The 25,966-nt window shown below is 65.9% G+C and carries 21 protein-coding genes and 1 riboswitch; of the genes, 12 read left to right on the plus strand and 9 right to left on the minus strand.

What is annotated here, in order from left to right:
- Positions 1–12 precede the first annotated feature (12 nt).
- The 4 genes from btuB to ACYVKM_RS04380 all read right to left on the minus strand — a co-directional run bounded on the left by btuB (position 13) and on the right by ACYVKM_RS04380 (position 5,319).
- Positions 13–1,983: a TonB-dependent vitamin B12 receptor gene (btuB, locus tag ACYVKM_RS04365; protein WP_460876067.1), complete on the minus strand. Its 1,971-nt coding sequence runs from the start codon at positions 1,981–1,983 to the stop codon at positions 13–15.
- Positions 1,984–2,111: 128 nt separating this feature from the next.
- Positions 2,112–2,344, minus strand: a riboswitch (cobalamin riboswitch).
- Positions 2,345–2,374: 30 nt separating this feature from the next.
- Positions 2,375–3,514, minus strand: coding sequence for an N-acetylglucosamine-6-phosphate deacetylase (gene nagA, locus ACYVKM_RS04370; protein ID WP_460876068.1), 1,140 nt, complete (start codon positions 3,512–3,514; stop codon positions 2,375–2,377).
- 7 nt (positions 3,515–3,521) lie between these two features.
- On the minus strand, positions 3,522–4,532 hold the full coding sequence (locus ACYVKM_RS04375) for an SIS domain-containing protein (RefSeq protein WP_460876529.1): 1,011 nt from the start codon (positions 4,530–4,532) through the stop codon (positions 3,522–3,524).
- 34 nt (positions 4,533–4,566) lie between these two features.
- Entirely contained in the window at positions 4,567–5,319 is a 753-nt protein-coding gene (locus ACYVKM_RS04380) for a GntR family transcriptional regulator (RefSeq protein ID WP_460876070.1), read from the minus strand.
- 226 nt (positions 5,320–5,545) lie between these two features.
- Between ACYVKM_RS04380 and zwf the strand changes: the two genes are divergently transcribed.
- From zwf to eda, 4 genes are all read left to right on the plus strand, one after another.
- A complete protein-coding gene (gene zwf / locus ACYVKM_RS04385) occupies positions 5,546–7,009 on the plus strand; it encodes a glucose-6-phosphate dehydrogenase (RefSeq protein ID WP_460876072.1) in 1,464 nt (487 codons plus the stop codon).
- Positions 7,010–7,127: 118 nt separating this feature from the next.
- Positions 7,128–7,841 (plus strand): 6-phosphogluconolactonase, encoded by a 714-nt coding sequence (pgl, locus tag ACYVKM_RS04390; protein ID WP_460876073.1) that lies wholly within the window; start codon positions 7,128–7,130, stop codon positions 7,839–7,841.
- Between the two features lie 104 nt (positions 7,842–7,945).
- Positions 7,946–9,763 carry a phosphogluconate dehydratase gene (gene edd, locus ACYVKM_RS04395; protein ID WP_460876075.1) on the plus strand — a complete coding sequence of 606 codons (1,818 nt, stop codon included), beginning with the start codon at positions 7,946–7,948 and terminating at the stop codon, positions 9,761–9,763.
- A 142-nt stretch (positions 9,764–9,905) separates the two neighbouring features.
- Positions 9,906–10,559 (plus strand): bifunctional 4-hydroxy-2-oxoglutarate aldolase/2-dehydro-3-deoxy-phosphogluconate aldolase, encoded by a 654-nt coding sequence (gene eda, locus ACYVKM_RS04400; RefSeq protein ID WP_460876076.1) that lies wholly within the window; start codon positions 9,906–9,908, stop codon positions 10,557–10,559.
- A 23-nt stretch (positions 10,560–10,582) separates the two neighbouring features.
- Here eda and ACYVKM_RS04405 read toward each other — a convergent pair whose 3' ends face one another.
- Positions 10,583–11,284 carry an RNA polymerase sigma factor gene (locus tag ACYVKM_RS04405; RefSeq protein WP_460876078.1) on the minus strand — a complete coding sequence of 234 codons (702 nt, stop codon included), beginning with the start codon at positions 11,282–11,284 and terminating at the stop codon, positions 10,583–10,585.
- Positions 11,285–11,436: 152 nt separating this feature from the next.
- Here ACYVKM_RS04405 and ACYVKM_RS04410 point away from each other — a divergent pair, with 152 nt between their 5' ends.
- Both ACYVKM_RS04410 and ACYVKM_RS04415 read left to right on the plus strand, forming a co-directional pair.
- Positions 11,437–11,979, plus strand: a complete 543-nt coding sequence (locus ACYVKM_RS04410) for a DUF4142 domain-containing protein (RefSeq protein WP_460876080.1) — start codon at positions 11,437–11,439, stop codon at positions 11,977–11,979.
- Between the two features lie 10 nt (positions 11,980–11,989).
- Positions 11,990–12,340 carry a cupredoxin domain-containing protein gene (locus tag ACYVKM_RS04415; protein WP_460876081.1) on the plus strand — a complete coding sequence of 117 codons (351 nt, stop codon included), beginning with the start codon at positions 11,990–11,992 and terminating at the stop codon, positions 12,338–12,340.
- 233 nt (positions 12,341–12,573) lie between these two features.
- On the opposite strand, the gene ACYVKM_RS04420 is transcribed toward ACYVKM_RS04415, so the two are convergent.
- Entirely contained in the window at positions 12,574–13,314 is a 741-nt protein-coding gene (locus ACYVKM_RS04420; RefSeq protein WP_460876083.1) for a sulfite exporter TauE/SafE family protein, read from the minus strand.
- A gap of 94 nt (positions 13,315–13,408) precedes the next feature.
- A complete protein-coding gene (locus tag ACYVKM_RS04425) occupies positions 13,409–15,856 on the minus strand; it encodes a S9 family peptidase (protein WP_460876085.1) in 2,448 nt (815 codons plus the stop codon).
- 212 nt (positions 15,857–16,068) lie between these two features.
- Here ACYVKM_RS04425 and ACYVKM_RS04430 point away from each other — a divergent pair, with 212 nt between their 5' ends.
- The 5 genes from ACYVKM_RS04430 to ACYVKM_RS04450 all read left to right on the plus strand — a co-directional run bounded on the left by ACYVKM_RS04430 (position 16,069) and on the right by ACYVKM_RS04450 (position 19,368).
- Positions 16,069–16,731 (plus strand): alpha/beta hydrolase, encoded by a 663-nt coding sequence (locus tag ACYVKM_RS04430; protein WP_460876086.1) that lies wholly within the window; start codon positions 16,069–16,071, stop codon positions 16,729–16,731.
- Between the two features lie 30 nt (positions 16,732–16,761).
- Entirely contained in the window at positions 16,762–17,811 is a 1,050-nt protein-coding gene (locus tag ACYVKM_RS04435; protein ID WP_460876088.1) for a sensor histidine kinase, read from the plus strand.
- Positions 17,811–18,515, plus strand: coding sequence for a LytR/AlgR family response regulator transcription factor (locus ACYVKM_RS04440; RefSeq protein ID WP_460876089.1), 705 nt, complete (start codon positions 17,811–17,813; stop codon positions 18,513–18,515). Before ACYVKM_RS04435 ends, ACYVKM_RS04440 begins: the two co-directional genes overlap by 1 nt.
- A gap of 76 nt (positions 18,516–18,591) precedes the next feature.
- Positions 18,592–18,804, plus strand: a complete 213-nt coding sequence (locus ACYVKM_RS04445; protein WP_460876091.1) for a hypervirulence associated TUDOR domain-containing protein — start codon at positions 18,592–18,594, stop codon at positions 18,802–18,804.
- Positions 18,805–18,807: 3 nt separating this feature from the next.
- Positions 18,808–19,368, plus strand: coding sequence for a DUF488 domain-containing protein (locus ACYVKM_RS04450; protein ID WP_460876093.1), 561 nt, complete (start codon positions 18,808–18,810; stop codon positions 19,366–19,368).
- Positions 19,369–19,500: 132 nt separating this feature from the next.
- Here the strand turns inward: ACYVKM_RS04450 and gnd are convergent, their stop codons facing one another.
- Complete coding sequence (gene gnd / locus ACYVKM_RS04455) at positions 19,501–20,406, minus strand: phosphogluconate dehydrogenase (NAD(+)-dependent, decarboxylating) (protein ID WP_460876095.1); 906 nt, start codon at positions 20,404–20,406, stop codon at positions 19,501–19,503.
- A 62-nt stretch (positions 20,407–20,468) separates the two neighbouring features.
- Entirely contained in the window at positions 20,469–22,004 is a 1,536-nt protein-coding gene (locus tag ACYVKM_RS04460) for a glucoamylase family protein (RefSeq protein WP_460876096.1), read from the minus strand.
- Between ACYVKM_RS04460 and ACYVKM_RS04465 the strand changes: the two genes are divergently transcribed.
- Positions 22,003–25,887 (plus strand): GH36-type glycosyl hydrolase domain-containing protein, encoded by a 3,885-nt coding sequence (locus ACYVKM_RS04465; RefSeq protein ID WP_460876098.1) that lies wholly within the window; start codon positions 22,003–22,005, stop codon positions 25,885–25,887. The two genes, ACYVKM_RS04460 and ACYVKM_RS04465, sit on opposite strands and share 2 nt — an antisense overlap.
- The last annotated feature ends 79 nt before the right edge of the window (positions 25,888–25,966 follow it).

Below are 25,966 nucleotides of genomic sequence, written 5' to 3' on the forward strand. Positions count from 1 at the left end.
TTGCGCATCAGCTCAATGGGCGGCCGGGCTATAGCGCAGGGTCAGGTACCAGGTACGGCCGGGCTGGTTGTAGTAGTACACGGTCTCGTACTCTTTATCGAACGCATTGGCGAGTTTCGCCTCGACCTGCCAGTCGGCCGTGAAGTGCCAGCTGGCACGCAGCGCCAGCGTGCTGTAGCCGCCGAGACGGTTGAGGTTGGCGGCATCGTCGTAGCTCCTGCCGGCGACGTACCAGGTGGTGCCGACGCCGAAGTCGCCGAAGCGACGGTCGATGTCGATGCGCGCGGTGCGCTCCGGACGACGCGGCAACAGGTTGCCGCTGTTGGCATCGGCAGCGCCGCCGTTGTCCTTCGGCTGCTGCAGGGTCAGATAGCCCTGTACCTGCCAGCCGTCCAGGTTTGCGCCGAGCTGGCCTTCCAGGCCGCGGATGCGCGCCTTGCTGACGTTGAACGGCACGTAGTTCTGGCTGGGGTCGAGCAGGATCAGGTCGTCGATGTCGGTCTGGTAGGCGTTCAACGCCCAGTTCCACACGCCGAGCTTCTGGCTGAGACCCAGTTCAGCGCTGCGCGACTTCTCCGGCTTCAGATCCGGATTGGCCGACGGTATGCCGCCGAACGGCGGGTAGTACAGGTCGTTGAAGGTCGGCGCATGGAACGCCGTGCCGTAGCTGGCCATCAGGCGCAGGTCGTGATCGAAGCTGTAGCCCCAAGCCAGCGCGCCGGTATTGTGGCCGCCGTATTGCGAGTTGTCGTCGTGTCGCGCGGACGCCTGCAGCTCGTTGCGGCCGAACGTGCCTTGGTACTGCACATAGGTGCCGGTGTCGTTGCGGTTGTCGGCCAGATAGCCGGTGCTGCTGTCGAGGTGTTCCTGCTGGTAATCCACGCCGACCGTCAGCAGCTGGTTCGGGGCCAGCGCGATGTCGTTCTGCCACGAGTACTGATTGCGCCGCGAGTTGTAAAAGCCGGTCTGCGCGAGCGGGTAGTAGGTGCCGTAATAGGTGCCCTGGTAATAGGTGGTGGCGAGGTCCTTGCTCTGCCCCGCATTCAGCGTGACCTTCCAGATATCCAGCGGCGAGAAGCTCAAGCGCGCGCCGGCCACGCGCTGCTCGTTGACGGCGTCGTTGCCGCCGTACGGGCTACCGGCATATTCCACGTCGTTCTTGCTGCGCAGCCAGGTGAAGGCCAGCTCGGTGCCGTTGTCCCAGCGGTAGCCCGCGTTGGCCGAGCCGTTCCAGTTGCGGTAGGCGTCATCGCGCAGATCGTCGACGAAGCAGCCGGCACCGTTGCCGCCGTTAGCCTCGGCCGCGCCGAACTTGCAGCCGGGAAAGCCGCTGGTGTACTCACCGCCCAGGCTGACGTTGTACCAGGCGTGCTGGTCGCCGCCGGACAGACCCGCCTCGCTGCCGAACAGGCCGTGGCTGCCGGCCGTCATGCTCAGCGACGGCACCGGGTTCGATAAAGTCTGGCCGCCATCAGCCTGGCCGTGGCGGGTAAAGATCTGGATCACGCCGCCGATCGCGTCGGCGCCGTACAGGCTCGACCGCGGACCGCGTACGATCTCGATGCGCTCGATCTGCTCGACCGGGATCTGCTCCAGCGAGGCCAGCCCCGCCGTCACCGAACCGATCCGCACGCCGTCGATCAGCACCAGCGTATGGGTGGAATTGGTGCCGCGCAGGAACAGCGAACTCTGCTGGCCGAGGCCGCCGCTCTGGGTGAAGTTCACGCCGGGCAGGCCAGTCAGCAGGTCGATCACCGACACCGGCTGCAAGCGCTGGATGTCATCACGGGTGATCACGGTAACCGACGACAGCGCATCGTCGACGGTGATCGCGGTGCGCGTGGCGGTGACGATCACCGGATCCAGTGCTGTTGTATTGCTCTGGGCCGTCGCATTGTTCTGGGCGGTCGTGTCGTTCTGGTCGGCCGCATGGGCAGCCATCGTGCAGCTCAGGAGTGCCGCTGCCAGCAAGGTCTTCTTCAAGGTCGTTCCTCGGCCGCACACCCGCGCACGGCTCATGGGTTCAATGAACTGGCAGCAGACTCAGGGGGAGACGGAACGACGGGCAGGCGAGGTCGCCACACGCGTGGTTCGGCCTCGCCCACCGCGAGCCACCAGGAATCGTTCGGGCCGGTCTCCGGGCTTGCGAGCGACATGCGGTGATCCGCATATCCGGAACGGCGCCTTCCCGTGCGCAGGCACAGTGGCGTTCGCCGTTCGTGAATCTCGCTTACCGTTGCGGGGGCAGCGCCGGCCTTGCAGTGCATGCAGCACCACGCACCGGCTTCCCGTTTCATCCCTCGGACGTCATGCCTGTCGGGACACCTGAACCGTGCAAGTCTAGCTTTGGACGGCTATTCAGGCAAACGCGGCCTCAGCGGGCCACGCCGCCGATCCAGCTCTGCTGCACGCGGTAGTCGTCATCCAGCATCACCAGGTCGGCCTGGTAGCCGGCCGCGATGCGGCCATGGCTGGCGCCGAGGCCGAGGAAATCGGCAGGATAGGTGCTGGCCATGCGCACCGCCTCGTCCAGCGGCAGGCCGAGCATCTGCACGGCATTGCGCACCGCGCCGGCCATGTCCAGCGCGGAACCCGCCAGCACGCCTTGCGCGGTCTGGCAGATGCCATCCTTCGCGATGATGGTTTCGCCGTTGAGCACGAATTCGGGATGATCCGAACCGACCGGCGGCATCGCATCGGTAACCAGCAGCATCTTGCCGCGCGCCTTCGCCGCGATCGCCACACGCAGGCTGGATGGATGGACATGATGGCCATCGACGATCAACCCACACCAGCTGTCGGCATCCTCCAGTGCGGCGCCGACCACACCCGGCTCGCGACTGCCGAGCGGCGTCATCGCGTTGAACAGATGGGTGAAGCCGCGCACACCGGCAGCGAGCGCGGCATGCGTCGTCGCGTAATCGGCCGCAGTATGGCCGGCGCAAACGATCACGCCGGCCGCCGCCAATGCACCAATGCTCGCCCCTGGCACCTGTTCCGGCGCCAGCGTAAGCAGGCGCACGCCGCGATGCGGTGCACACAGCAGCGCCAGTTCATCACTGCCAGGCGTGTGGAAGTATTTCGGGTCGTGTACACCCTTGCGCGCCGGCGCCAGGTACGGTCCTTCCAGATGGATGCCGAGCACGCCGGGCACGCCTTCCGCCAGCGCCTGCTCCACCGCGTCGAGTGCGGCCCGCATGACCTCCACGCGATCACTGATCAGGGTCGGCAGGAAACCAGTCGTGCCATAGCGCCGATGTGCTGCGCCGATGCGGCGGATCGTCTCCACCGAGGGCGCCTCGTTGAACAGCGCGCCGCCGCCGCCATTCACCTGCGTGTCGATGAAGCCCGGCAGCAGCATCGCGCCGTGCAGGTCGTGCGGTGTTGCGCTGCGCAGGCGCGGATCGGCAAGCGGCAACAGATCGACAATGCGCGCGCCCTCCAGCAGCACGGCGAGATCGTTGCGCCAGCCGTCCGGGGTAAGTACGCGACCATTGATGAGGGCGAGAGTCATGGCTAGCTCAGACCGTTTCGGTCACCTTGTTGAGATGCGGCGGTACGTCGGGATTGAAGCCGCGGCGCAGCGCCAGTTCGCTCGCCGCACGATAGAAGCTCTGGATGATCAGCAGCGGCGTGCACAGTGCCGGCAGCCCGCCGATCACCGGCAACATGCCCGCGCCATGCAGGCCGGGCGCGGCCACGAAGACCTGCGCGCCGCGGCCGCGGAATTCGTTCGCCACCGCCAGCGTGCTGTCCAGCGTGTCGTCGTCCTGCGCGAAACACAGCACTGGAAAGTGCGGACCGACCAGTGCCATCGGGCCATGCTTCACCTCGGCCGCACTGAATGCCTCGGCGTGCAGGCCGCAGGTTTCCTTGAATTTCAGCGCGGCTTCCAGGGCGATGCCGAAGCCGAAGCCGCGACCGACCACGAACAGGTTGTGCGCATCGACCAGGCCTTCGCTCAACGCCGACCAGTCGGCATCCCAACCGGCGCGCAAGGCATCGGGCAGCACGCGCAAGGCGGCAGCCAGTTCGGCATCGCCACGCCAGCGCGCGCACAGATGCAGCACGGCAGCCAGTGCCGCGATGTAACTCTTGGTCGCCGCCACGCTGCGTTCCGGCCCGGCGTGCAGCGGGATCACCGTGTCGGCCATCGCCGCCAGCGGCGAATCCTCCACGTTGACCATGGCCACCACATGCGCACCGGCAATCTTGGCCGCCCGGGCATTGCGCACCAGGTCGGGGCTCTTGCCCGATTGCGAGATCGCGATGAACAACGCGCCCTGCCAGCGCTGCTCGGCCGCGTAGATCGAGGTGACCGACGGTGAGGCGGAGGCGGTGACGATGCCCAGCTGGGTCTCGAACACGTACTTCGCATACGCCGCGGCATGATCGGAACTGCCACGCGCGCAGGTGACGATGAAGCGCGGCGGCTGCGCGCGCAGTATCTGCGCCAGTTCGCCGACCACCGTCTCGTTGGCGGCGAACTGGCGCGCGACCACGTCGGCCGCCTCATGCGCTTCGCGGTACATCAGGGTGTCGCGGGCGTGTGTATTCAAGCTGGCCTCAGTCGGTTTGCAGTTCGGCAACGAAGTCGTAGATGTCGCCGCGATACCAGGAACAGGTGAACTCGACCACGCGGCCGTCGTCCAGGAAGCTGCGGCGTTCGATGTTCAATCCGGCGCTGCCCGCCGCGACATGCAGCAGGCGCGCCTGCTGCGCATTCAGCGACACCGCGCGCAGCCGCTGCAGCGCGCGACGCGGGCGGCAGTTGAGATGTTCCAGTGCCTCGTACAGCGAGTCACGCACCAGCAGCGGATCGGGTAGCACGCTGGCCGGCACCACGCTGCGCTCGATCGCCAGCGGTTCGTCCTGGCCGTAACGCACGCGATGCAGGCGTACCACCAGCGAGCCGGGCGACAGGTGCAGCGCCATCGATTCCTCCGGCGTCACCTCGCCGATGCCGCGCTCGAAGAATTCCGACCGCGGCGACAGGCCGCGCTCGCGCAGGTCCTCGGTGAAGCTGGTCAGCCGCGACATCGGCTTGACGATGCGTTCGGCGATGAAGGTGCCGGCGCCATGGCGCTGGGTCAGCAGGCCTTCCTCGACCAGGCCGGCGATCGCCTTGCGCACGGTGACTCTCGACAGCTTCAGCGCCTGCGACAGGTCTCGCTCGCTGGGCAGCGCCTGGCCCGGCTCGATGTCGCGATGCTCGACCACGTTGCGGATCGCCCGGCGCAGGCGCAGATACGCCAGCGGCTGGTGCGTGGCCGGGTCGTGGCAGATGCGGCGGTATTCGTTGGCCAGTGCGGTTTCCATTCGAACAAAGATACCAATAGCGAACCACTAACCGCAAGCCCGATTTGTCACGGAGCCCTAGGAATGGCCATGCGCATGGGTATTCGGGTGCGACAAACCGTTTTCATGAATTCGTATGCATAGCGGTAGCTGATCTGGTATTTCACTGGTACGATCAACCACCATCCCCGGGCAATCGCGCCATCCGGCCTCTGCCCGCCATCCGGCATCGTGTCGAGGTGACTGCGTGACTGCTTCCTCCCAATCGGTCGAACCGTTTGACCTTGTGATCTTCGGCGGCACCGGCGACCTCGCCGTGCGCAAGTTGCTGCCGGCCCTGTTCCACCGCTTCCTCGACGGTCAGATTCCGTCCAGCAGCCGGATCGTCGGCATCGCCCGCGAGGCGCTCGACGACACCGGCTACCGCGCACTGCTGCGCGAGGCGCTGGTCGGCATCTGCGACGCGGCCAAGCTCGACGTGTTCCTGCAGCAGGTGTTCTACCGCCCGCTGGATGCGCGCAAGGACGAGGGCTGGGACGATTTCGCCGCCTTCATCGGCGCGCAGCCGGAACATGTGCGCGTGTTCTATCTCTCGACCTCGCCGGAACTGTTCGTCGACATCTGCAGCCGGCTGGGTCATTACGGACTCAACCAGGGCAAGTCGCGTGTGGTGCTGGAAAAGCCGATCGGTCGCGACCTCGACAGCGCGAACCAGATCAACGATGCGGTCGGCAAGGTCTTCAGCGAATCGCAGACCTTCCGAATCGACCATTACCTCGGCAAGGAGACCGTGCAGAACCTGCTGGTGCTGCGCTTCGGCAATGCGCTGTTCGAGCCGCTGTGGAACGCCGGGCACATCGACCACGTGCAGATCACCGTCGCCGAAACGCTCGGCGTCGGCCATCGCGGCGCTTACTACGACCGCGCCGGCGCGCTGCGCGACATGGTGCAGAACCACATGTTGCAGCTGCTGTGCATGGTCGCGATGGAACCACCGTCGTCGCTGGCGCCCGACGCGGTGCGCGACGAGAAGCTGAAGGTGCTGCATTCGCTGAAACCCATCGATGAAAGCAACGTCAGCCAGCTGACCGTGCGCGGCCAGTACCGGGCCGGCGTGGCCGAGGGCGCCAGCGTGCCCGGTTATCCGGACGAACTGGGCAACACCAAGTCGAATACCGAAACCTTCGTCGCGCTGAAGGCGGAAATCGCCAACTGGCGCTGGGCCGGCGTGCCGTTCTACCTGCGCACCGGCAAGCGGCTGCCGAACCGCGTGTCGGAGATCGTGGTCACGTTCAAGCCGGTACCGCATTCGATCTTCAATCCCGACGCCGGCACGCTGTCGCAGAACCGTCTGGTGCTGCGGCTGCAGCCGGACGAAGGCGTGAAGCTGTGGCTGACCATCAAGCATCCCGGCCCGGGCGGCTTGCGCCTGCGCCACGTGCCGCTGGACATGAGCTTCGCCGAAGCCTTTGGCGTGCAGCAGCCGGATGCCTACGAACGCCTGCTGCTGGACGTGGTGCGCGGCAACCCCACCCTGTTCATGCGCCGCGACGAAGTGGAGGCGGCATGGCGCTGGGCCGGCCCGGTCCTCGCCGCCTGGTCCGCCAGTGGCGAAGCGCCGCGACCCTACGCCGCCGGCAGCTGGGGGCCGAGTGCCGCGGTGGCACTGATCGAGCGCGATGGCCGCACCTGGAATGAGGACAGTGAATAGAGCATCACCTTTACCGTCGCTTCACCCGGTCATGCCGACGCATGCAGCAGACTTCGATTCTCTTCCCCACGGGATGCGCGCCTGCATCCACTGATGCGCCGGCGCGCCATCATCCAACATGACCATCCACTTGAACGTCACCACCCACAGCTTCACCGACGGCAACGCGCAGGCCGTGGCACTGGCCGAGCGCGTCGCCGAACGCCTGCGCAGTGCATTGGCCGAACGCGGTCATGCGGTGCTCGCGGTTTCCGGCGGCAGCACACCGAAGGAATTCTTTGCGCGCCTGTCGCGCGAAACGCTGGACTGGGCCAAGGTGCAGGTCACCCTGGTCGACGAGCGCTGGGTGCCGGACAGCGATGATCGCTCGAATGCACGGCTGGTGAAGTCGCTGCTGCTGCAACACGCCGCCAGCGTGGCGCAGTTCGTGCCGCTCTATGTCGACGCACCGACGCCGGAACAGGGCCTGGCCACGGTCACCGCACGGATCGACGCATTGAAACTTCCCTTCGATGCGGTGGTGCTGGGCATGGGCGACGACGGCCACACCGCCTCGTTCTTTCCCGGCGGCGACCATCTGGCCGAAGCGCTGGATCTCGATGGCCGTGTGCGCGTCCTGCCGATGCGCGCACCCGGTGCCGGCGAGCCGCGCATCACGCTGACCCTGCCGACCCTGCTGCATACCCGTGCGCTGTACCTGCTGGTCACCGGCGAGCACAAACGCGACCTGCTAGCCGATGTCCGCCTCGGTCTCGATACCGCCAAGGATTACCCGGTGCGCGCGGTGCTGACCCAGCAGCACGTGCCGGTGGCGGTGTACTGGTGCCCGTGAAGGCGGGAAGTGAAAGACGAGGAGTGAGAAGTGAGAGAAATGCACCGACCACTCGCGCCTTTTCTCACTTCTCACTCCTCTCCACTTACTTCTGGATTTGAATCATGAGCACGCTGCATCCCGTCATCGCCGAAGTCACCGAACGCTTGCGCGAGCGCAGCAGCCAGACGCGCACCGCCTATCTGCAGCGGATCGACGCCATCGACCGCGACGGCCCGCAGCGCGCGCACCTGTCCTGCGGCAATCTCGCGCATGGCTTTGCCGCCTGCGGCAGCGAGGACAAGACCGCGCTGCGCAGCGGTCGTCGCGCCAACCTGGCCATCGTCACCGCGTACAACGACATGCTGTCGGCGCACCAGCCGTACGAGCGCTATCCGGCGCTGATCCGCCAGATCGCCCGTGATGCCGGCTTCACCGCGCAGGTCGCCGGCGGCGTACCGGCGATGTGCGACGGCGTCACCCAGGGCCAGCCCGGCATGCAGCTGTCGCTGTTCTCGCGCGACCTGATCGCGATGGCCACCGCTGTTTCGCTGTCGCACGACATGTTCGACGGCGCGCTGTACCTTGGCATCTGCGACAAGATCGTGCCGGGTCTGCTGATCGGCGCGCTGAGCTTCGGCCATCTGCCTGGTGCGTTCGTGCCGTCGGGCCCGATGCCCAGCGGCATTCCCAACGAGCAGAAATCGAAGGTGCGTCAGGCCTGGGCCGACGGCAAGGCGAGCAAGGAGGAACTGCTCGAAGTCGAGGCCGCCTCGTACCACGCACCGGGCACCTGCACCTTCTACGGCACCGCCAACTCCAACCAGATGCTGATGGAGATCATGGGCCTGCACCTGCCCGGCGCCAGCTTCACCGCACCGGATACACCGCTGCGCGACGCGCTCACTGCCGATGTGGTGCGCCGTATCGGCACACTCAGCGCGCCCGGTAAAAACTGCCTGCCGATCGGCCACATCATCGACGAGCGCGCAATCATCAACGGCGTGATCGGCCTGCATGCGACCGGCGGCTCGACCAACCACCTGCTGCACCTGGTGGCGATCGCGCACGCCGCCGGCATCCAGCTGCGCTGGGACGATTTCGACGCGTTGTCCGGGGTGATCCCGCTGCTGGCACGCGTGTACCCGAACGGCTACGCCGACGTGAACCAGTTCCACGAAGCCGGCGGCATGGCCTTCCTGATCGACCAACTGGTCGGCGCCGGCCTGCTGCATGGCGACGTCAACACCATCTTCGGCACCGGCATGGACGGCTATGCACAGACGCCCTATCTCGACGATGCCGGAACGCTGCACTGGAAACCGGTATCGAAACAGAGCGGCAACCGCGGCGTGCTGCGCGACACCGACGAGCCGTTCCGCGCCGACGGCGGCCTGCGCATGCTGGAAGGCAATCTCGGTCGTGCGGTGATCAAGGTCTCCTCGGTGCCGGACGACCGCCTGCTGATCGAGGCGCCGGCGATCGTGTTCCACGACCAGGACGAAGTGCCGGCGGCATACAAGCGCGGCGAGCTCAACCGTGACTTCGTCGCGGTGGTGCGCTTCCAGGGCCCGCAGGCGAACGGCATGCCGGAACTGCACAAGCTCACCCCGACCCTGGCCCTGCTGCAGGATCGCGGCCATCGCATCGCCCTGCTCACCGACGGCCGCATGTCCGGTGCCTCCGGCCGCGTACCGGCGGCAATCCACGTGACGCCCGAAGCCGTCGCCGGCGGCAATATCGCCAAGATCCGCAACGGCGACATGATCAGGCTGGATGCGGCGAACGGCCGTCTGGACGTGCTGATGGAAGCGCACGAACTGGATGCACGACTGCCGCATACCGCTGATCTTTCCGCCCAGCACAGCGGCATGGGCCGCGAACTGTTCGGCTTGTTCCGCCAGGCGGCAGCCAGCGCCGATCTCGGCGCAGGCGTGCTTTAGATTTGCTCCCTCCCCTGTTTGCAGGGGAGGGCTGGGGTGGGATGTTTTTGATCTTGATCCGATCTCACCGCCAGCCCAAGCACCCCCCTCCCGACCTCCCCCTGCTTGCGGGGGGAGGAGCCAAGAAAAACCGGAGCGCTCCATGAGCAACATCGAACTCAAGCAGCAGCAGATCGAAACCACGATGCGGCTGGCGCCGGTGATTCCGGTGGTGGTGATCGACGACGCGCGCGCCGCCGTGCCGATGGCGCGCGCCCTGGTCGCCGGTGGCTCGCCGGCGATCGAGGTCACCCTGCGCACAGCCGCCGCGCTGGAAGCGATCCGCGCGATTGCCGCCGAGGTGGAAGGTGCGGTCGTGGGCGTCGGCACCGTACTCAACGCACGCGACCTGCACGCTGCGCAACAGGCCGGCGCGCGCTTCGCCGTGTCGCCCGGCGTGTCGCCGTACCTGCTCGATGCCGCCGACGACAGCGAACTGCCGTTGCTACCCGGCGCCGCCACCGCCAGCGAAGTGATGGCCATGCTCGAGCGCGGCTACCGCCACCTGAAATTCTTTCCCGCCGTGCCGGCCGGCGGCCACAAGCTGCTCGGCGCCTGGGCCAGCCCGCTGCCGCAGGTGCGTTTCTGCCCCACCGGCGGCATCAGCCTCGCCAGCGCGCCGGATTTCCTCGCCTTGCCCAACGTGATCTGCGTCGGCGGTTCATGGCTGACGCCGGCCAGCCTGCTCGCCACCGGCGACTGGTCGGCCATCGAGCTGCTGGCACGCGAGGCAGCCGGCTTGCATCGGCCGGCCTGAACACGAATTTCGGCGACGCCGGATTACGGCGATTCGGCGTCCAGCCTCGCCATCACCGCCTCGGTGACGCGGGCGCAGCGCTGGCCCATGAACGGGAACGCCTCGCTCATGGTGGCCGCCAGCGTTCCCTGCAATGACGTGCGCAGCAGCCGGCGTGCGCGATGCAGGCGCGTCTTCACCGTCTCCGGCTTGATGTCGAGCTGGCTGGCGGTTTCCTCCACCGTGCATTCCTCGATCTCGCGCATCACGTAGACGGTGCGAAATGCCTCGGGCAATTCGTCGATGGCATGTTCGAGCAGGTGACGGATCTGTGCGCGGGCAGCGGACACGGCCGGATCCTCGTTGCCGAATTTCGAAGGGAACTGGATGACCTGATGCGTATCGTCCGGTGCCGCGTCGACCTGTTCCAGCCCGACCATGCTGTGGCGCTTGCGCAGCCGGCCACGTGCCTCGTTCAGCACGATGCTGGTCAGCCAGGTCAGCAGGGTCGAGTCGCCACGGAACGTGTCCAGCTTGTGATAGGCGCGCATGTATGACTCCTGCAGCACATCCTCGGCTTCCGCATCCTCCCCGACCACGCTGCGCGCGATGCGGAACAGCCGCTGGTTGCAGCGCTGCATGATGTGGCGGAACGCCTCTCGCCGACCGCCACGAACGAGCTCCACCAGCGCGTGGTCATCCAGCGCGGCGTAATCGACGGGTACGAGATGGGCTTGTCGGGTCATGGTTTTCTCCTTGTACACCCGATCCGATGCAGCAGCAGCCACAAGGTTCCCGTCCCGGTGAATTCGTGCCGCGGGAACCTGCGCACCGCTGCTGCATCCCATGGGCACCGGCAGACCTCAGCCGCCCCTCATCCACTTCCAAGGAGACACCCATGAACAAGCCGCTGCTCGCCATCGCCCTCGCTTTCGGCATCGCTTCCGTTGCCAGCGTGCAGGCCCAGACCTCCGCCGCCAGCCCGGCACCGGCCATCAACGACGCGCAGATCGCGCACATCGCCTATACCGCCGGCGTGATCGACGTCACCGCCGCCAAGCAGGCGCTACAGAAGTCGCACAACAAGGATGTGCGCGCGTTCGCCGAGGAAATGCAGCGCGACCACACTGCCGTCAACGATCAGGCGCTGGCGCTGGTCAAGAAGCTGGGCGTGACGCCGCAGGACAACCCGACCAGCCAGTCGCTCGCCAGCAGCGCCGCCGCCGAACAGAAGAAGCTCGCCGCGCTCAGCGGCAGCGCGTACGACAAGGCCTATGTCGCCAACGAGGTCGCCTATCACAAGACCGTCAACGGCGCGCTGAGCGGCACGCTGATCCCGTCGGCGCAGAACCCGGAGCTGAAGTCGCTGCTGGAGACCGGCCTGAAGCTGTTCCAGTCGCACCAGGCGCATGCCGAGCATCTCGCGCAGAGCCTGAAGTAAGGCATCCGGCATGTTCCGCACGACGATTCTTCTCGTCGGCATGCTGGCGCTGACCGGCGGCATTGCGCCGGTCAGCGCCGCCAGCATGGCGAAACCGCCGGCGACAGCGCAGACCCGGCGCGTGCATGTGATCGTGATCGACAAGATGCAGTACGGACCGATGCCGACAGACGTACGCGCCGGCGACATCATCGAATGGATCAATCACGACATCCTCGAACACAGCGCCACCGCACGCGACGGCCACTTCGACGTCGACCTGAAACCGGGCGCCAGCGGGCGCATCACCGCCACCGCCGGCACGCTCGCGTTCTTCTGCAAGTTCCACCCCACCATGGCCGCTACCCTGGTGGTCAAATGACCCGGCAAGGGCGCTGCAACCCGCTTCGGGGGTTGCGGCGTCGCGCATACGTCGTCGCAACACGGCTGGTGCGCCACTGAGCTTCGGCTCTCATCCCCTTGGTCGTCATCGCCGACACCGGCCGACCTGCTCGCTACGGCGACTGGCCTGCGATCGAGCTGCTGGCGCGTGAAGTGTCCGCCGCGCGCCTGAGCCCGGACTTGGGCGACACTCGGCACCCGGAGGTACGCACCTCAATTCCAGACGACGGACTGAAGCAACAACACGCCTCCCACCACAACAAGCCCCATCTGGATGTAGCGCATAAACGACGGGCCATCCATGCGGCCATTGGCTACCCGGCCCAGAAAGATCGCCACAAGCACCGCAGGCAATGCCATCAGGTAGTAACGGGTCACGACCGGCTTCCATAGTCCTGCCAACCAGTAGCCGCCCATGGACATCAGACTGGCCGGCAGGAAATATCCCTGCAGGGTGGCGCGGAAATGTCGTGGTGACCAGCCGCGAAGCGCGCCGTATACGACCAGAGGCGGCCCATTCATGCCGTAGGCTCCTCCCAGAACGCCCGCCCCGAAACCGAACGCCCATGCCAGCTTGTCGTCCCCGAGCGCTGCCCGTTTCCGGCTACGCATGGAATACAGCGAAAAAGCCACGATGATGACGCCAAGGCAGGCTTTGATCGGCCGCCCCGGCACTGCGGTCAACAGGAACAAACCCAGCGGCGTCCCGACCAAGGTCGACAGAACCAGCCATCCCGCACTGCGCGCATGTACATGGCGCCAATCTTGCGCGAGGACGATCACCGCAACGGTGATCGAGATCAGGACCGCCACCGGTGCGGCCACGTCCACCGGCATGATGAGTGCGAGCAGGGGGACCGCGACCAGGGCCTCACCAAACCCGAATGCCGAGCGCACAAACGTCGCAAGAAACAATACCGCCAGCACTTGAACCGTCATCCAGTCGGCAATCATCCTGCCTCGCCGAGTGTGCATGGGCGACACCGGAAATCGTGTCGCCCATGGCGCGCCTCACCGGCCGGTGCATCGACTTGCATCGACGGATCGGTCAACCGCCTGCTGCCGACCCTTTGTCCGGCTTCACATACGTATTGAACAGCTCGTCAATTCGCCGGTATTCGTCGTGCCAGGAATCGGCATGCTCGAAGCCATGGCGTTCCAGCGGGTACAGCGAGATCCAGAAATTCCGCTTGTGCAGCTCGATGAAACGCTGGTACAGGCGGATCGAGTCGCTGGCCATCACGTTGTCGTCGATCAGGCCGTGCTCGATCAGCAGCGGGTCACGCAGGTTGTTGGCGAACTCGATCGGCGAACTGGTCTTGTACGCCTCGGGATCGAGCTGCGGATCGTTGAGGATGTTGGAGGTGTACTCGTCGTTGTAGCTGGTCCAGTCCGACGGTGCGCGCAGCGCGGCACCGGCGGCGAATTCACCGGGTGCACGCAGGATCGCCATCTCCGTCATGAAGCCGCCATAGCTGCCGCCGTAGATGCCGACGCGCTGCGGATCGACACCGTGGTTCTTGACCAGCCAGGCCTTGCCGTCGAGCAGGTCTTCCAGCTCCGGGTGGCCCATCTGCCGGTAGATCGCGGTGCGCCAGGCGCGGCCGTAACCTTCCGAGGCACGGTAGTCCATGTCGAGCACCACGTAGCCCTGCTGCACCAGCAGGTTGTTGAACATCTGCTCGCGGAAGTAGTAGGTCGAGGACAGCGTGACGTCCTGCAGGTAACCGGCACCGTGCACGAAGAACACCGCCGGACGCTTCACGGCATCGTTTTCGTCGGCCGGGCCGTAATACTTCGCATAGATCACGCCGGCACCATGGGTGGACGGAATCTCGACGATCTTCGGTGCGATCCACTGGCGTGCGGTGTAGCCCGGCTTCATCGTGTCGGTCAGCTCGCGCGGCTCGCCGCCGGCGCTCGACTGCACGGCCAGCTGGGGGAACACGTACGGCGAGGAGTGCAGCACGGCAAGCTGCGTGCCGTCCGGCGACAGCTTGAAGTCATCCATGCCCTGGTAATGCGTGATGCGGGTCAGCGCACCACCGGTCACCGGCAGCCGGTACACGTCGTAGCTGTAGGGTGCGACCTGGTTGGTGCGCACGTAGAACCACTTGCCGTCGTCGCTGAGCAGCGGATGGCTGACCTCGAACTTGCCGGAGGTCAGCGCCTTCGCCTTACCATCGAGGGTCTTGGTGTAGAGCTGCGAATAGCCCGTTTCCTCGCTCATGTACCACAGCGTGCTGTTGTCCTTGAGCCAGCCGAAATCGTTGAAGTTCCAGTTGATCCACGCGTTGTCGGTGAGGCGCTGCTGGTTGACCAGCGCGTGGCGGGCGAAATCGACATTGGCGATCCAGCGATCCTTGTTGTCGATCGCGCGCAACTGGATGGCCAGACGGCTGCCGTCGTCGCTCCACACGATACCGCCGCCACCGCCGTCTTCCGAATTGGCGACGATGCGCACGGCGCGCACGTCGGGCGCCTTCAGCGCCTTCGCCTCATCCTGCTTGCCGGCCTTCTCCAGCGCCGCGACGGTCTGCTCGCGGATCGCCTTGAGCGGATCGTCCTTGATGCCCGGCAGCGTATCGGTCTTCAGCGGGTATTGCTGGTGATTGCGCAGATCCAGCAGCAGCAGCGACTGCGGCGAGGGATCGTTGCGACCGACATAGGTGCGCGCGTTCTGCGGTTCGGTATAGCCGCTGTCGGTGACGTAGTGATTGACCTTCGGTGCCTCGCCGCGGGCATGGTCCTTGGGCACCGTCACCACCAGCATCCAGCGGCCGTCCGGCGACAGCTCGGTATCGACCGCACGGGACTTGTCGCCCAGCCAGAACGGCGGCGGCGCACGGCCCGGATCGGCGGCATCCAGCGCCTTGTCCTCGTCGCGCATGGCCTGCTTGTCGGCCTTGATCTCGCGCAACGTCTTGAACAGCCTGAGTTGCAGATCGCCCAGATCGTCCGGCTGCTTGGCCTGCGGATCGGCGGCGAAATTCAGCACCGCCACCGGCGCCGCGACACCGCTGCCCAGGTCATAGCTGTACCAGTCGTTGCCGTCGCGGTACTGCAGCGCGCGACCGTCAGCGGAGAACTGCGGCGAGGACTCTTTCTGCGGCGTGCGGGTGACCTGCTGGCGCCGGCCGCTGGCCAGATCCACCACGAACACATCGCCATGCAGGATGAACGCCGCATGCCGGTGCGCACGGTCGAACACCGCCGGGCCATCCGCCTTTGCCATCGCGGTCGGGTCCAGTTTCACGCTCTGACCGCTGGCGGGATCGACCTGGTACAGATCGCGCACCGGGCTGCCGTCACGCTTCACCGAGTAATACAGGCTGCGCCCGTCCACGCTCCAGTACGGCGACTCCACCGCCTGCCCGATCCAGTCGGGATTGGCCATGATGGTTTCCATGTCGAGCGGACTGATGGCGGGTGGCGTTACTGCCGCCGCGGGCAGGACACAGAAGGCGATCAGGCCGGCAAGCAGTACGCGACGCATGGATATATCCCCAAGCAAAAAATCAGCATAGCCGAGCACGGTGCCCGCGCGTGCCCGGCTGTGCCATAAGTCACGGGTAAACAGCCGTCCGAAGTTGCGCCTCGCCTCAGCGTGCATTGGCTTGGCGGCACGCACGCATGTGGCGGCCTGAATCACGGTAACGACGAGGGCGGCTGCTACGATGCCACCTTCACCGTCACCACGAGCAAGCCATGACGCTGCCCGCCCTCGAACTCGAAACCGCCGCCAACCCGCAGCACAGCATCATCTGGCTGCACGGCCTCGGTGCCGACGGCAACGACTTCGCGCCGATCGTGCCGCAGCTGGTGGATCGGACGTGGCCGCCGTTGCGCTTCGTGTTTCCGCATGCGCCGGTGCGACCGGTGACGATCAACAACGGCATGTCGATGCGCGCCTGGTACGACATCGCCGCGTTCGACCTCAATGCGCGACAGGACGAAGCCGGCATGCGCGCTTCCGTCAACGAGGTGGAAACCCTGATTGCCCGCGAGCACCAGCGCGGCGTACCGGAAGAACGGATCATCCTGGCCGGTTTCTCGCAGGGTGGCGCGATCGCCCTGGCCGCCGGCCTGCACCATGCGGAAAAGCTGGCCGGCATCATCGCGCTGTCGACCTACCTGCCGGCGTATGCGGCACTCCCCGCCGAGCGCAGTGCCGCAAATGCGTCCGTTCCGATCTTCTGGGGTCACGGCAGCATGGATCCGGTGGTGGTACTGCAGCGCGGTACCGATTCGCGCGACCTGCTGCAGTCGCTGGGCTATGCCGTGGAATGGCATACCTATCCGATGGCGCATGCGATCTGTCCCGAAGAGATCGGCGATCTGCGCTACTGGCTCGGCCGGCGACTGGCATAGCCGCGCCGCGCATGCGGCATACTTGCCTGCATGCGCGCATCCCACGCCAGCGGCCTGCGCGGCCGCACCGAACACAACCCGTTGCCGGAATTCTGCCGGCTGCCGGCCTTGTTCGCGCTGTTCATGGTCGGCGCGCTGACCGTGACCGTGATCTGGCTGGCCCGCGACAGCCGGCGCGACTGGACCGGCTACAGCGTCAGCATGCTGTTCGTGATGTGGCTGGTGCTGGTCATCGCCGTGGCGCTGTGCAAGTTGCGGCCATGGCTGCAGCGGCTGCCGGGGCACACCCCGTATATAGGCGCGTGGCTGCTGATCATGCTGATCGTGCTCGTCGCCAGTGCGGTGACGCGCTGGCTCGACGACGCATTGCAGTTGCAGCTGGTGCAGAGCAGCCTGGGCATCTTCGTGCGCGACAACGTGGCGATTGCGGCCCTGCTCGGCGCCGCGATGCTGCGCTATTTCTACGTGCTGGCCCAGTGGCAGCTGCGACTGGCGGCCGTCACGCGGGCGCAGGTCGAGGCGCTGCAGGCGCGCATCCGCCCGCACTTCCTGTTCAACAGCATGAACACCGTGGCGGCGCTGATCCGGGTCGACCCTGCCGCGGCCGAGCGTACGGTGGAAGACCTGTCCGAGCTGTTCCGCGCTGCGCTGGGCCAGCATGACACCGACGATGGCACCTTGGGCGACGAGCTGGCGCTGATCGAGCGCTATCTCGCGATCGAGCAGCTGCGCCTCGGCGCACGCCTGCACGTGCGCCGCGAACTGGATGATCTTCCCGCCGACTTTCCGCTGCCGCGACTGCTGCTGCAGCCGCTGGTGGAGAACGCCGTGCGCCACGGCATCCAGCCGTTGCGTGAAGGCGGCGAGGTGATCCTGCGCGGGCAGCGCGACGGTGACGGCATCCTTTTCGAGATCGGCAATCCGCTGCCGGCCACGCCGCCCGCACCCGGCAACGGTCACGGCCTGGACAGCGTGCGCCAGCGCATCGCCTATCGCTACGGGCCGCGGGCGAGGGTGCAGGCCGGCCCGCAGGACAACCGCTACGTGGTGGTGGTGCAACTGCCGGGGCAGCCATCGTGATGCGCATCCTGATCGTCGACGACGAACCGCTGGCGCGCGCACGACTGGCTGCACTGCTCGGCGAATGCGATGGCGTGGAAATCATCGGCAGCCTCGCCGATGGCGAAGCCGCCCTCGGTTCGCTCGGCGAACTGCAGCCGGATGTGCTGCTGCTGGACATCAACATGCCCGGCCTCAGCGGCACCGCGGTGGCCCAGCGGCTGGCCGGGCGCCCCCGGCCGCAGGTGATTTTCTGCACCGCCTACGAGGAGCACGCACTCAAGGCCTTCGAGCTCGGCGCGATCGACTACCTGCTCAAGCCGGTGCGGCTGGAGCGCCTGCGCGATGCATTGCAGCGCGCGCAACGCCGACTCGCCGACGCGGCACGCGAACCGGTGGCGTATCTGCACGGCCGGATGCGTGGTGAACAGCTGCGCATCGCCCTGGACGAAGTCATCTGCCTGCTCGCCGACGAGAAGTACGTGATCGTGCGGCACCGCCGCGGCGAATTGCTGATCGAGGAGTCGCTGCGCCAGCTGGAAGAGGCCTATCCCGATCAGCTGATCCGCCTGCACCGCAACTGCCTGGCGCCGCCGTCGCGCCTGCTCGGCATCAAGACCCTCGCCGACGGCCGTGTACTGGCGCGCCTCGACGGCACCGAACTCAGCCCCGAGATCAGCCGGCGCAACCTGCCGGCGGTGAGGAAGTTGCTGCGGTTGGGCTAGTCATCCGCGGCACTGACTCGTCCTGCACAAGACGTGTGCTGAAGTAGGCTCCTTCATTGCCACCGTTGGAGCTGCCATGAATCACGCTTTCAAAGTCGGCGATCATGTGCGCTGGAATTCCGAAGCCGGCCTCGTGAGCGGGAAGATCATCAAGGTGCATACGCGCGACACCGACTACAAGGGCCACACGCATCGCTGCAGCGAGGCCGATCCGCAGTACGAGATCAAGAGCGACAAGACCGATCACATCGCCCTGCACAAGGGCTCGGCGCTGCACAAGATCGACTGAACGATGTCATCCGCGACTCCTGTTGCCGGTGTACGAACGATCTGGACGATCGGTCATTCGACGCGCTCGCTGGAGGAGTTTCTCGGCCTGCTGACCGAGTACCAGATCGAGGCGGTCGCCGACGTGCGCAGCTTTCCCGGTTCACGCCGCCATCCGTATTTCGCCCGCGACGCGCTGGCCGAAACCCTGCCGGCACACGGCATCGTCTACCGGTGGCTGCCGCAGCTCGGCGGGCGCCGCAAGGTGCGACCCGGTTCACCCAACAACGCTTGGCGCAACGCCTCGTTCCAGGCGTATGCCGATCATCTGGCCAGTGCCAAGTTTGCCGAAGGTATGCACGAACTGCTGACGCTGGCTGCAGGCAAGCGTACTGCGCTGATGTGTGCCGAGGCGGTGTGGTGGCGCTGTCATCGCTCGTTGATTTCCGACGTGCTGAAGCTGCGCGGCATCGAGGTGATCCACATCATCGACGCTGCGCACAGCACGCTGCATCCATATACGTCACCGGCGCGCATTGTGGACGGACAATTGAGCTACGCGTTGCCGCAAGGCGAATTGTTGTAGGGCAGTAACTGCGATGACCAGCTTCGCTGTGGTGAAGCGATTCCGGCCTTCGCCGGAATGACGGCGGTGGTGGATTTCAGGGGGTTCCCGCAATCATTCCCGCAAAGGATCCAGGGCACAGCGCCCGGTGTCCTACTCCTTCTTGATCGCATGCCCGCCGAACTCGTTGCGCATCGAGGACAGCAGCTTGTCGGCGAACGAGTCGTCGTCGCGCGAGCGGAAGCGCTCCATCAGCGACAAGGTGATCACCGGGGCGGATACGTTGAGTTCGAGCGCGGCATCGACGGTCCAGCGGCCTTCGCCGGAATCGACCACGTACGGCGCGATGCCGTCCATGTTCGGGTTCTTGCTGAGGGCGTCGGTGGTGAGGTCGAGCAGCCACGAGCGCACCACGCTGCCATAGCGCCATATCTCGCCGACCTGGTGCAGGTCGAGGCCGAAATCCTCCTTGTGCTTGAGGATCGAGAAGCCCTCGGCGTAGGCCTGCATCATGCCGTACTCGATGCCGTTGTGGACCATCTTGGTGTAGTGGCCGGAACCGACCGGGCCGACGCGGCCCCAGCCCTGGTCCTTGCCGGGCGCCAGGGTCTCGAAGATCGGCCGCAGCGCCTCGACGGCTTTCTCGTCGCCGCCGATCATCATGCTGTAGCCCTCCTTCAGCCCCCACACGCCACCGCTGGTGCCGCAGTCGACGTAGTTGAGTTTCTTGTCGGCGTAGGTGGCGGCGCGACGCAGCGTGTCCTTGTAGTTGGAGTTGCCGCCGTCGATCACCGTGTCGCCCGGCGCCAGCGCGGACAGCAGCGCATCGACGGTATCGTCGGTGATCTTGCCCGACGGCACCATCAGCCACAGCACGCGCGGCGCGGGCAGCGCCTTGACCAGCGCCTGCAGCGAGTCGGCGGACGCTCCGCCCTGCGCTTCCAATGCCTTGCGCGCGTCCGCGCTCGGGTCGAAGCCGGTCACCTTGTGGCCACCTTGCAGCAGACGTTCCGCCATGTTGGCGCCCATCTTGCCGAGACCGATCATGCCAAGTTCCATTGCCTGCTCCATTAGTAAATAAAGTGGGGAAATAAAAAATCCGCTGCCTCGCGACGCTGACGTCAGGACCGGTGCTTGTGCTCCGCGTCCAGCCAGCCGCCAGTGAAACCAGCGCGGCGCAAGCCATCGACGATCCAGCGGCAGCCGCGCATCAGGTCCCACAGCATGCCGCTGCGATGGTTCTCGACCATCAGCAGGATCGGTCCCTGATCCAGGCCGAAAAAGTACGGCGACGACCAGCCCGGACAGCAGGCATTGTCGGATGCACCGGGCCAAGTCTGGTTGATGCTCGCCTTGAAGCCGTAGGGATGTTGCTCGTGCAGCTGTAACGTGTGGATGAAATGGTGCACCGTCGGCAGCACGATCTCCGGCGCAAACGGCAGCGAGGCCACCACCGCCCACGGCGCGACGGTGCCGTCATCGAGGCCGTACGGCGCACCGCGGCCTTCGTAGTCGTAGAACTGGCGCTCGATACCGTCGATCTTCAGCATCGCCGGGCCGGGACCGTCGCTGGCACTGATGCCCCAGCATTCGGCGCCATAGCCCTTGAAGCCGAGCGGGTTGTCGATCGCGTAACGCTGCTGGATCTGGGTGGCGCGACGGCTGTTCTCGAAATAGTCGATGCCCTTGTCGCGCATGTACGCGTCCTGGATCCCGCGAAAGTCGATCCATACCTGCGACAGCTGGTGGGTGAACAACGGGCCGCAATACAGGTAATCGATGTCGTAGCAATGCTTCCACTCATAGGTGGAGGCCCAGGCCGCAAACGAACTCGGCGGCAGCGGATGAGTCGGCGAGCCGAGCGCCAGTACATACATGGCCAGGCCTTCGTCGTAGCCCTGCCAGCGATGCGGTATGAAACCGCTCTCCGGATGCCAGCCATGCCCGATGGTGCCGTCGTCGGCCTGTGCCCACGGCCATTCCGCACGCTGATACAAGAAGTTGGCGAGTTCGCGGATCTCCTTCTGCTCGGGCGTGTCGGCGTGGAAATACGCCGCCGCCGTGAGCATGCCGGCGAACAGGAAGGCACTGTCCACGGTGGACAGCTCGCACTGCCAGGCACGCTTGCCGGTCTGCATGTCGAGGAAGTGATAGTAGAAGCCGCGATAGCCGGTGGCGTCCGGCTCGATGCCCTGTTTGCTGTCGCGAAAAAAACGCAGCGTGGTCAGCGTGCGCTTGATCGCCTGCTCCTTGCTGATCAGGCCACGCTCCACGGCCACCGGATAGCCGCTCAGTGCCAGTCCGGTGGCGGCAATGCTGGCCGGCCAGTTCGAATCGTCCGGAGCGGTCTTGTCCTTGACCAGCCCGTTGTGCGGGTTGGTCTCGTACTGGAAATAGGCGAATGCCTTGTTCTGCAGATGCTGCAATTGCTGTCCGGACTGCAGGGGATGGCTGAGCGGATGGGAGTGCATGGGTCTCGTCGTGGTCGGTCGCGGAAGCAGCAACTTGCGGTACGTCACCGTCATCGGGCGCATGTCAGGCTGGTATGCAGCCATCCTACTCTGCCGCGGGGTGAAGCCCAGGTCGAAGCCTTGACACTGCGCATGCCGGTACGGGCGCATGCTGCTGTCCTTGCTGCCACCGACCGGACGGCCCATGACATCCCCTTCTTCGCGCGCGATCGACCCACGCCAGCACTGCCTGCTCTCGAACGGCCACTACAGCGTGATGCTGAGCAGCAGCGGTTCGGGCTACAGCCAATGGCATGACCTGGCGGTGACACGCTGGCGCGAGGACCCTACACGCGACCCCTGGGGCAGCTACCTGCTGCTGCGTGACGAGGACAGCGGGGCGATGTGGTCAACCAGCCAGCAACCGCAGGGCCTGCGCATGCCCGATGACGCAGTGGCATTCAGCGCCGGGCGCGCCACCTTCAGCCGGCGCCACCACAGCCTGCACAGCACGCTGGACGTGGCGGTGGCCAGCGACGCCGACATCGAACTGCGCCGCCTCACCCTGAGCAATCACGGCGACCGCACGCGCACGCTCTCGATCACCTCGTATGCCGAGCTGGTACTCGGGCCGATCGGTGCCGACAACGCGCACCCGGCGTTCTCCAAGATGTTCGTGCAGACCGAATGGGGTGCGGCGCATGGCATGCTGCTGGCTACCCGGCGGAGGCGCGCCGGCAGCGAGCCGGTGGTCTGGGCCGCTCATGCATTGCAGGTGGTCGGGCAGGCCGCCGATACCCCGCCCGGGTACGAAACCGACCGCGCGCGCTTCCTCGGCCGTGGCCGCACGCTGCGTGACGCACAGGCCATGCAACCGGGCACCGTCTTGTCGAATACCACCGGCTGCGTGCTCGATCCGGTCTTCAGCCTGCGCCAACGTGTCACGCTCGGCCCCAACACCAGCGTGACCCTGCTGTTGTGGACGCAATTGGCCGATTCGCGCGAAGGTGCATCGGCACTGGCCGCGCGACTGGGCAACACGAATGCCGCCGAGCTGCTGTTCGCCGATGCCGCAAACCATGCCGAAGCCGAACTGCGGCAACTCGGCATCGACGCCACCCAGTCGACACGCTTCGCGCACTGGATGAGCGCCTTGCTGGGTAGCGATCCAAGCCAGCGTGCCGCGCCTGACTTGCTGGTCCATGGTCGCGGTGGGCCGCCCACGCTCTGGGCCGCCGGCATTTCCGGCGATCGACCGATCGTGCTGTGCCGTCTCGGCGAAAGTGCCAAACTCCCGCGCGTGCAGGAGTTGCTGCTTGCACAGAGCCATTGGCGCAGCCAACGACTCGCCATCGATGTCGTGCTGCTGAATACCGCCGACGGTGCCGATGGCGATGCGCTGCACAGTGTGCTTGCCGCACTGGCAGGCACGCAGCAGACACAGCTGAAAGCCGACGACCAACTGCCCAAGGCCGAACTGTTCGTTCTGCGCGACAACGCGATCAGCGATGACCTGCGCAACGGTCTGCTGACGGTGGCCCGGATCGTGCTGGGCGACGTCGAAGCTGCACACAGCGCCACCACACCCGCGCCTGCGACCGTGACCGCCGTGCCAGCGACTATCCGTGCCAGCACACCGGTTTCTGCCGCTGCTGCACCGGTAGCTGCCGGCCTGGAATTCGCCAACGGCAGCGGAGGCTTCAGCGATGGCGGCCGCAGCTACCGGATCAGCCTCGATGAAGGACGCAGCACACCGGCACCCTGGGTCAACGTGATCGCCAACCCGGTGTTCGGCTGCCTGGTTTCGGCCGAAGGTGGCGGCTATGCGTGGTCGCTGAACAGCCAGCAGAATCCGCTGACGCCGTGGCCCAACGATCCGATCAGCGACAGTCCGCACGAGGTGCTGTACCTGCGCGACGAGGACACCGGCGTGCTGTGGAGCGCCACCGCCCTGCCGATTCGTGTGGCTGGCGCGAAGTATGCGACGACCCACGGCAAGGGCTGGACCCGCTTCGGAAACGACGCGCACGGCATCGAACTGGAGCTGACTCAATGCGTGCCGACGAGCGATCCGCTCAAGCTGTCACGACTGCGTCTGTGCAACCGCTCGGGGCATGCGCGGCGCCTGTCGGTCACCGGCTACGTCGAATGGGCGCTGGGCGCGAACGGCACCACGCCCGCACCGTGCGTGATCACCTCGCGCGACGAACCGACCGGTGCGCTGTTTGCGCGCAATCCGTGGCGCCCCGATTTCGGTGACCGCGTGGCGTTCATCGATATGGCAGGTCAGCAGCATTCCATGAGCGGTAACCGCGGCGAATTTCTCGGTGCGTACGGTGCCGTCGAAAACCCGGCCGTGTTGTGCCGCGATGCGCTGCTATCAGGCCGGCTCGGTGCCGGACTGGATCCGTGCGGCGCGCTGCAGACACGCATCGAACTGCCGCCGGATACGCAGATCGACATTGTCTTCATGCTCGGCGATGCAGCGTCCGAAGCCGACGCACAGGCACTGATCACGAAATACCGCACGATCGACGTGGATAACGTGCTCGCCGATGTCGCCGCGCAGTGGAACGGCCTGCTCGATACCGTGCAGGTGCACACGCCGGACCGGGCGATGGACCTCCTGCTCAACGACTGGCTGCTGTACCAGGTGCTGGGTTGTCGGTTGTGGGCGCGCACCGCGTACTACCAGGCCAGCGGCGCGTACGGGTTCCGCGACCAGCTGCAGGACGTGATGGCGCTGTGCGTGAGCCGACCCGATCTCGCGCGCGAACATCTGCTACGCGCCGCCGGTCGCCAGTTTGCCGAAGGCGACGTGCAGCACTGGTGGCTGCCGCCGGGTGGCCAGGGCATCCGCACGAAGATCAGCGACGATCGCATCTGGCTTGCCTACGTCGCCATGCACTATGTCAACGTGAGCGGCGACGGCGACGTACTGGACGAAGTGCTGCCGTTCCTGTCGGGCCAGGCGATTCCCGATGGTGCCACCGACGCGTTCTTCCAGCCGTCGGTTTCCGACCAGCACGTCTCTGTCTATGAACATTGCGCCCGCGCGCTCGATTCCAGCCTCACCCGCGGCACGCACGGCCTGCCGCTGATCGGCACCGGCGACTGGAACGACGGCATGAACGCGGTCGGCGAACAGGGGCGCGGCGAAAGCAGCTGGCTCGGCTGGTTTCTGCTGTCCACCATCGCCGCGTTCGCGCCGCACGCCGAGCAACGCGGTGAAGCGGAACGCGCTGCGCGCTGGCGCACGTACTCCGATGATCTGCGCAAGGCGCTGGAGCAGGCCTGGGATGGCCAGTGGTATCGCCGCGGCTACTACGATGATGGGGCCCCGCTCGGCTCGCACGAAAGCGATGAATGCCGGATCGACACCATCGCGCAATCGTGGAGCGTGATGGCCGGTGCGGCCGATCAGCAGCACGCGGCGCAGGCGATGGCCTCGGTCGACAAGCTGCTGGTCGATCATCCCAACCAGATCGCACGCCTGTTCACTCCGCCGTTCGATCATGCCAAGGAGAATCCCGGCTACATCAAGGGCTATCCACCCGGCGTGCGCGAAAATGGTGGCCAATACACACATGGCGCAACGTGGTCGATCTTCGCATGGGCCAGACTCGGTGACGGTGATCGTGCAGCCGACCTGTTCAACATGCTCAATCCGATCCGCCACAGCGACAGTGACGAAGCGATGACCCGCTACAAGGTGGAACCCTACGTGGCCTGTGCGGATGTCTATTCGGTCGGCGCACTGACCGGTCACGGCGGCTGGACCTGGTACACCGGCTCCGCCGCCTGGCTGTATCGCGGCGGACTGGAGGCGGTACTTGGTTTCCACCTGCAGGGCGACAAGCTGCGCATCGATCCATGCGTTCCAAAAGACTGGCCCGGCTTCCAGCTCGTCTATCAGCATCGCGGCCAGCAGCAGGTGAGCCGTTACGAGATCAGCGTGGAGAATCCGGGCAGGGTCTGTCGTGGCGTAGCCGGCATTGAACTGGATGGCCAAACGCTCGCTTCTGGTGATGCGGTGACGCTGGCTGACGATGGACAGATGCATCGTGTGCGTGTCGTACTCGGGCAATGATTGGCGAGCTCGAAGGTACTTCCTGACTCCACGAATATTCCACTCTCGTCATTCCGGCGAAGGCCGGAATCGCTCTTCA

The organism is Rhodanobacter koreensis (assembly GCF_054782855.1).

Bases quoted from the DNA above. Each gene is read 5' to 3' on its own strand.
- pgl (WP_460876073.1), top strand. From the start codon at position 7,128: ATGACCATCCACTTGAACGTCACCACCCACAGCTTCACCGACGGCAAC.
- ACYVKM_RS04420 (WP_460876083.1), bottom strand. From the start codon at position 13,314: ATGATTGCCGACTGGATGACGGTTCAAGTGCTGGCGGTATTGTTTCTT.
- eda (WP_460876076.1), top strand. From the start codon at position 9,906: ATGAGCAACATCGAACTCAAGCAGCAGCAGATCGAAACCACGATGCGG.
- ACYVKM_RS04425 (WP_460876085.1), bottom strand. From the start codon at position 15,856: ATGCGTCGCGTACTGCTTGCCGGCCTGATCGCCTTCTGTGTCCTGCCC.
- gnd (WP_460876095.1), bottom strand. From the start codon at position 20,406: ATGGAACTTGGCATGATCGGTCTCGGCAAGATGGGCGCCAACATGGCG.
- ACYVKM_RS04430 (WP_460876086.1), top strand. From the start codon at position 16,069: ATGACGCTGCCCGCCCTCGAACTCGAAACCGCCGCCAACCCGCAGCAC.
- ACYVKM_RS04435 (WP_460876088.1), top strand. From the start codon at position 16,762: ATGCGCGCATCCCACGCCAGCGGCCTGCGCGGCCGCACCGAACACAAC.
- ACYVKM_RS04415 (WP_460876081.1), top strand. From the start codon at position 11,990: ATGTTCCGCACGACGATTCTTCTCGTCGGCATGCTGGCGCTGACCGGC.
- ACYVKM_RS04380 (WP_460876070.1), bottom strand. From the start codon at position 5,319: ATGGAAACCGCACTGGCCAACGAATACCGCCGCATCTGCCACGACCCG.
- ACYVKM_RS04410 (WP_460876080.1), top strand. From the start codon at position 11,437: ATGAACAAGCCGCTGCTCGCCATCGCCCTCGCTTTCGGCATCGCTTCC.
- ACYVKM_RS04405 (WP_460876078.1), bottom strand. From the start codon at position 11,284: ATGACCCGACAAGCCCATCTCGTACCCGTCGATTACGCCGCGCTGGAT.
- ACYVKM_RS04440 (WP_460876089.1), top strand. From the start codon at position 17,811: ATGCGCATCCTGATCGTCGACGACGAACCGCTGGCGCGCGCACGACTG.
- ACYVKM_RS04465 (WP_460876098.1), top strand. From the start codon at position 22,003: ATGACATCCCCTTCTTCGCGCGCGATCGACCCACGCCAGCACTGCCTG.
- ACYVKM_RS04450 (WP_460876093.1), top strand. From the start codon at position 18,808: ATGTCATCCGCGACTCCTGTTGCCGGTGTACGAACGATCTGGACGATC.
- ACYVKM_RS04460 (WP_460876096.1), bottom strand. From the start codon at position 22,004: ATGGGCCGTCCGGTCGGTGGCAGCAAGGACAGCAGCATGCGCCCGTAC.
- ACYVKM_RS04375 (WP_460876529.1), bottom strand. From the start codon at position 4,532: ATGTACCGCGAAGCGCATGAGGCGGCCGACGTGGTCGCGCGCCAGTTC.
- ACYVKM_RS04445 (WP_460876091.1), top strand. From the start codon at position 18,592: ATGAATCACGCTTTCAAAGTCGGCGATCATGTGCGCTGGAATTCCGAA.
- edd (WP_460876075.1), top strand. From the start codon at position 7,946: ATGAGCACGCTGCATCCCGTCATCGCCGAAGTCACCGAACGCTTGCGC.
- nagA (WP_460876068.1), bottom strand. From the start codon at position 3,514: ATGACTCTCGCCCTCATCAATGGTCGCGTACTTACCCCGGACGGCTGG.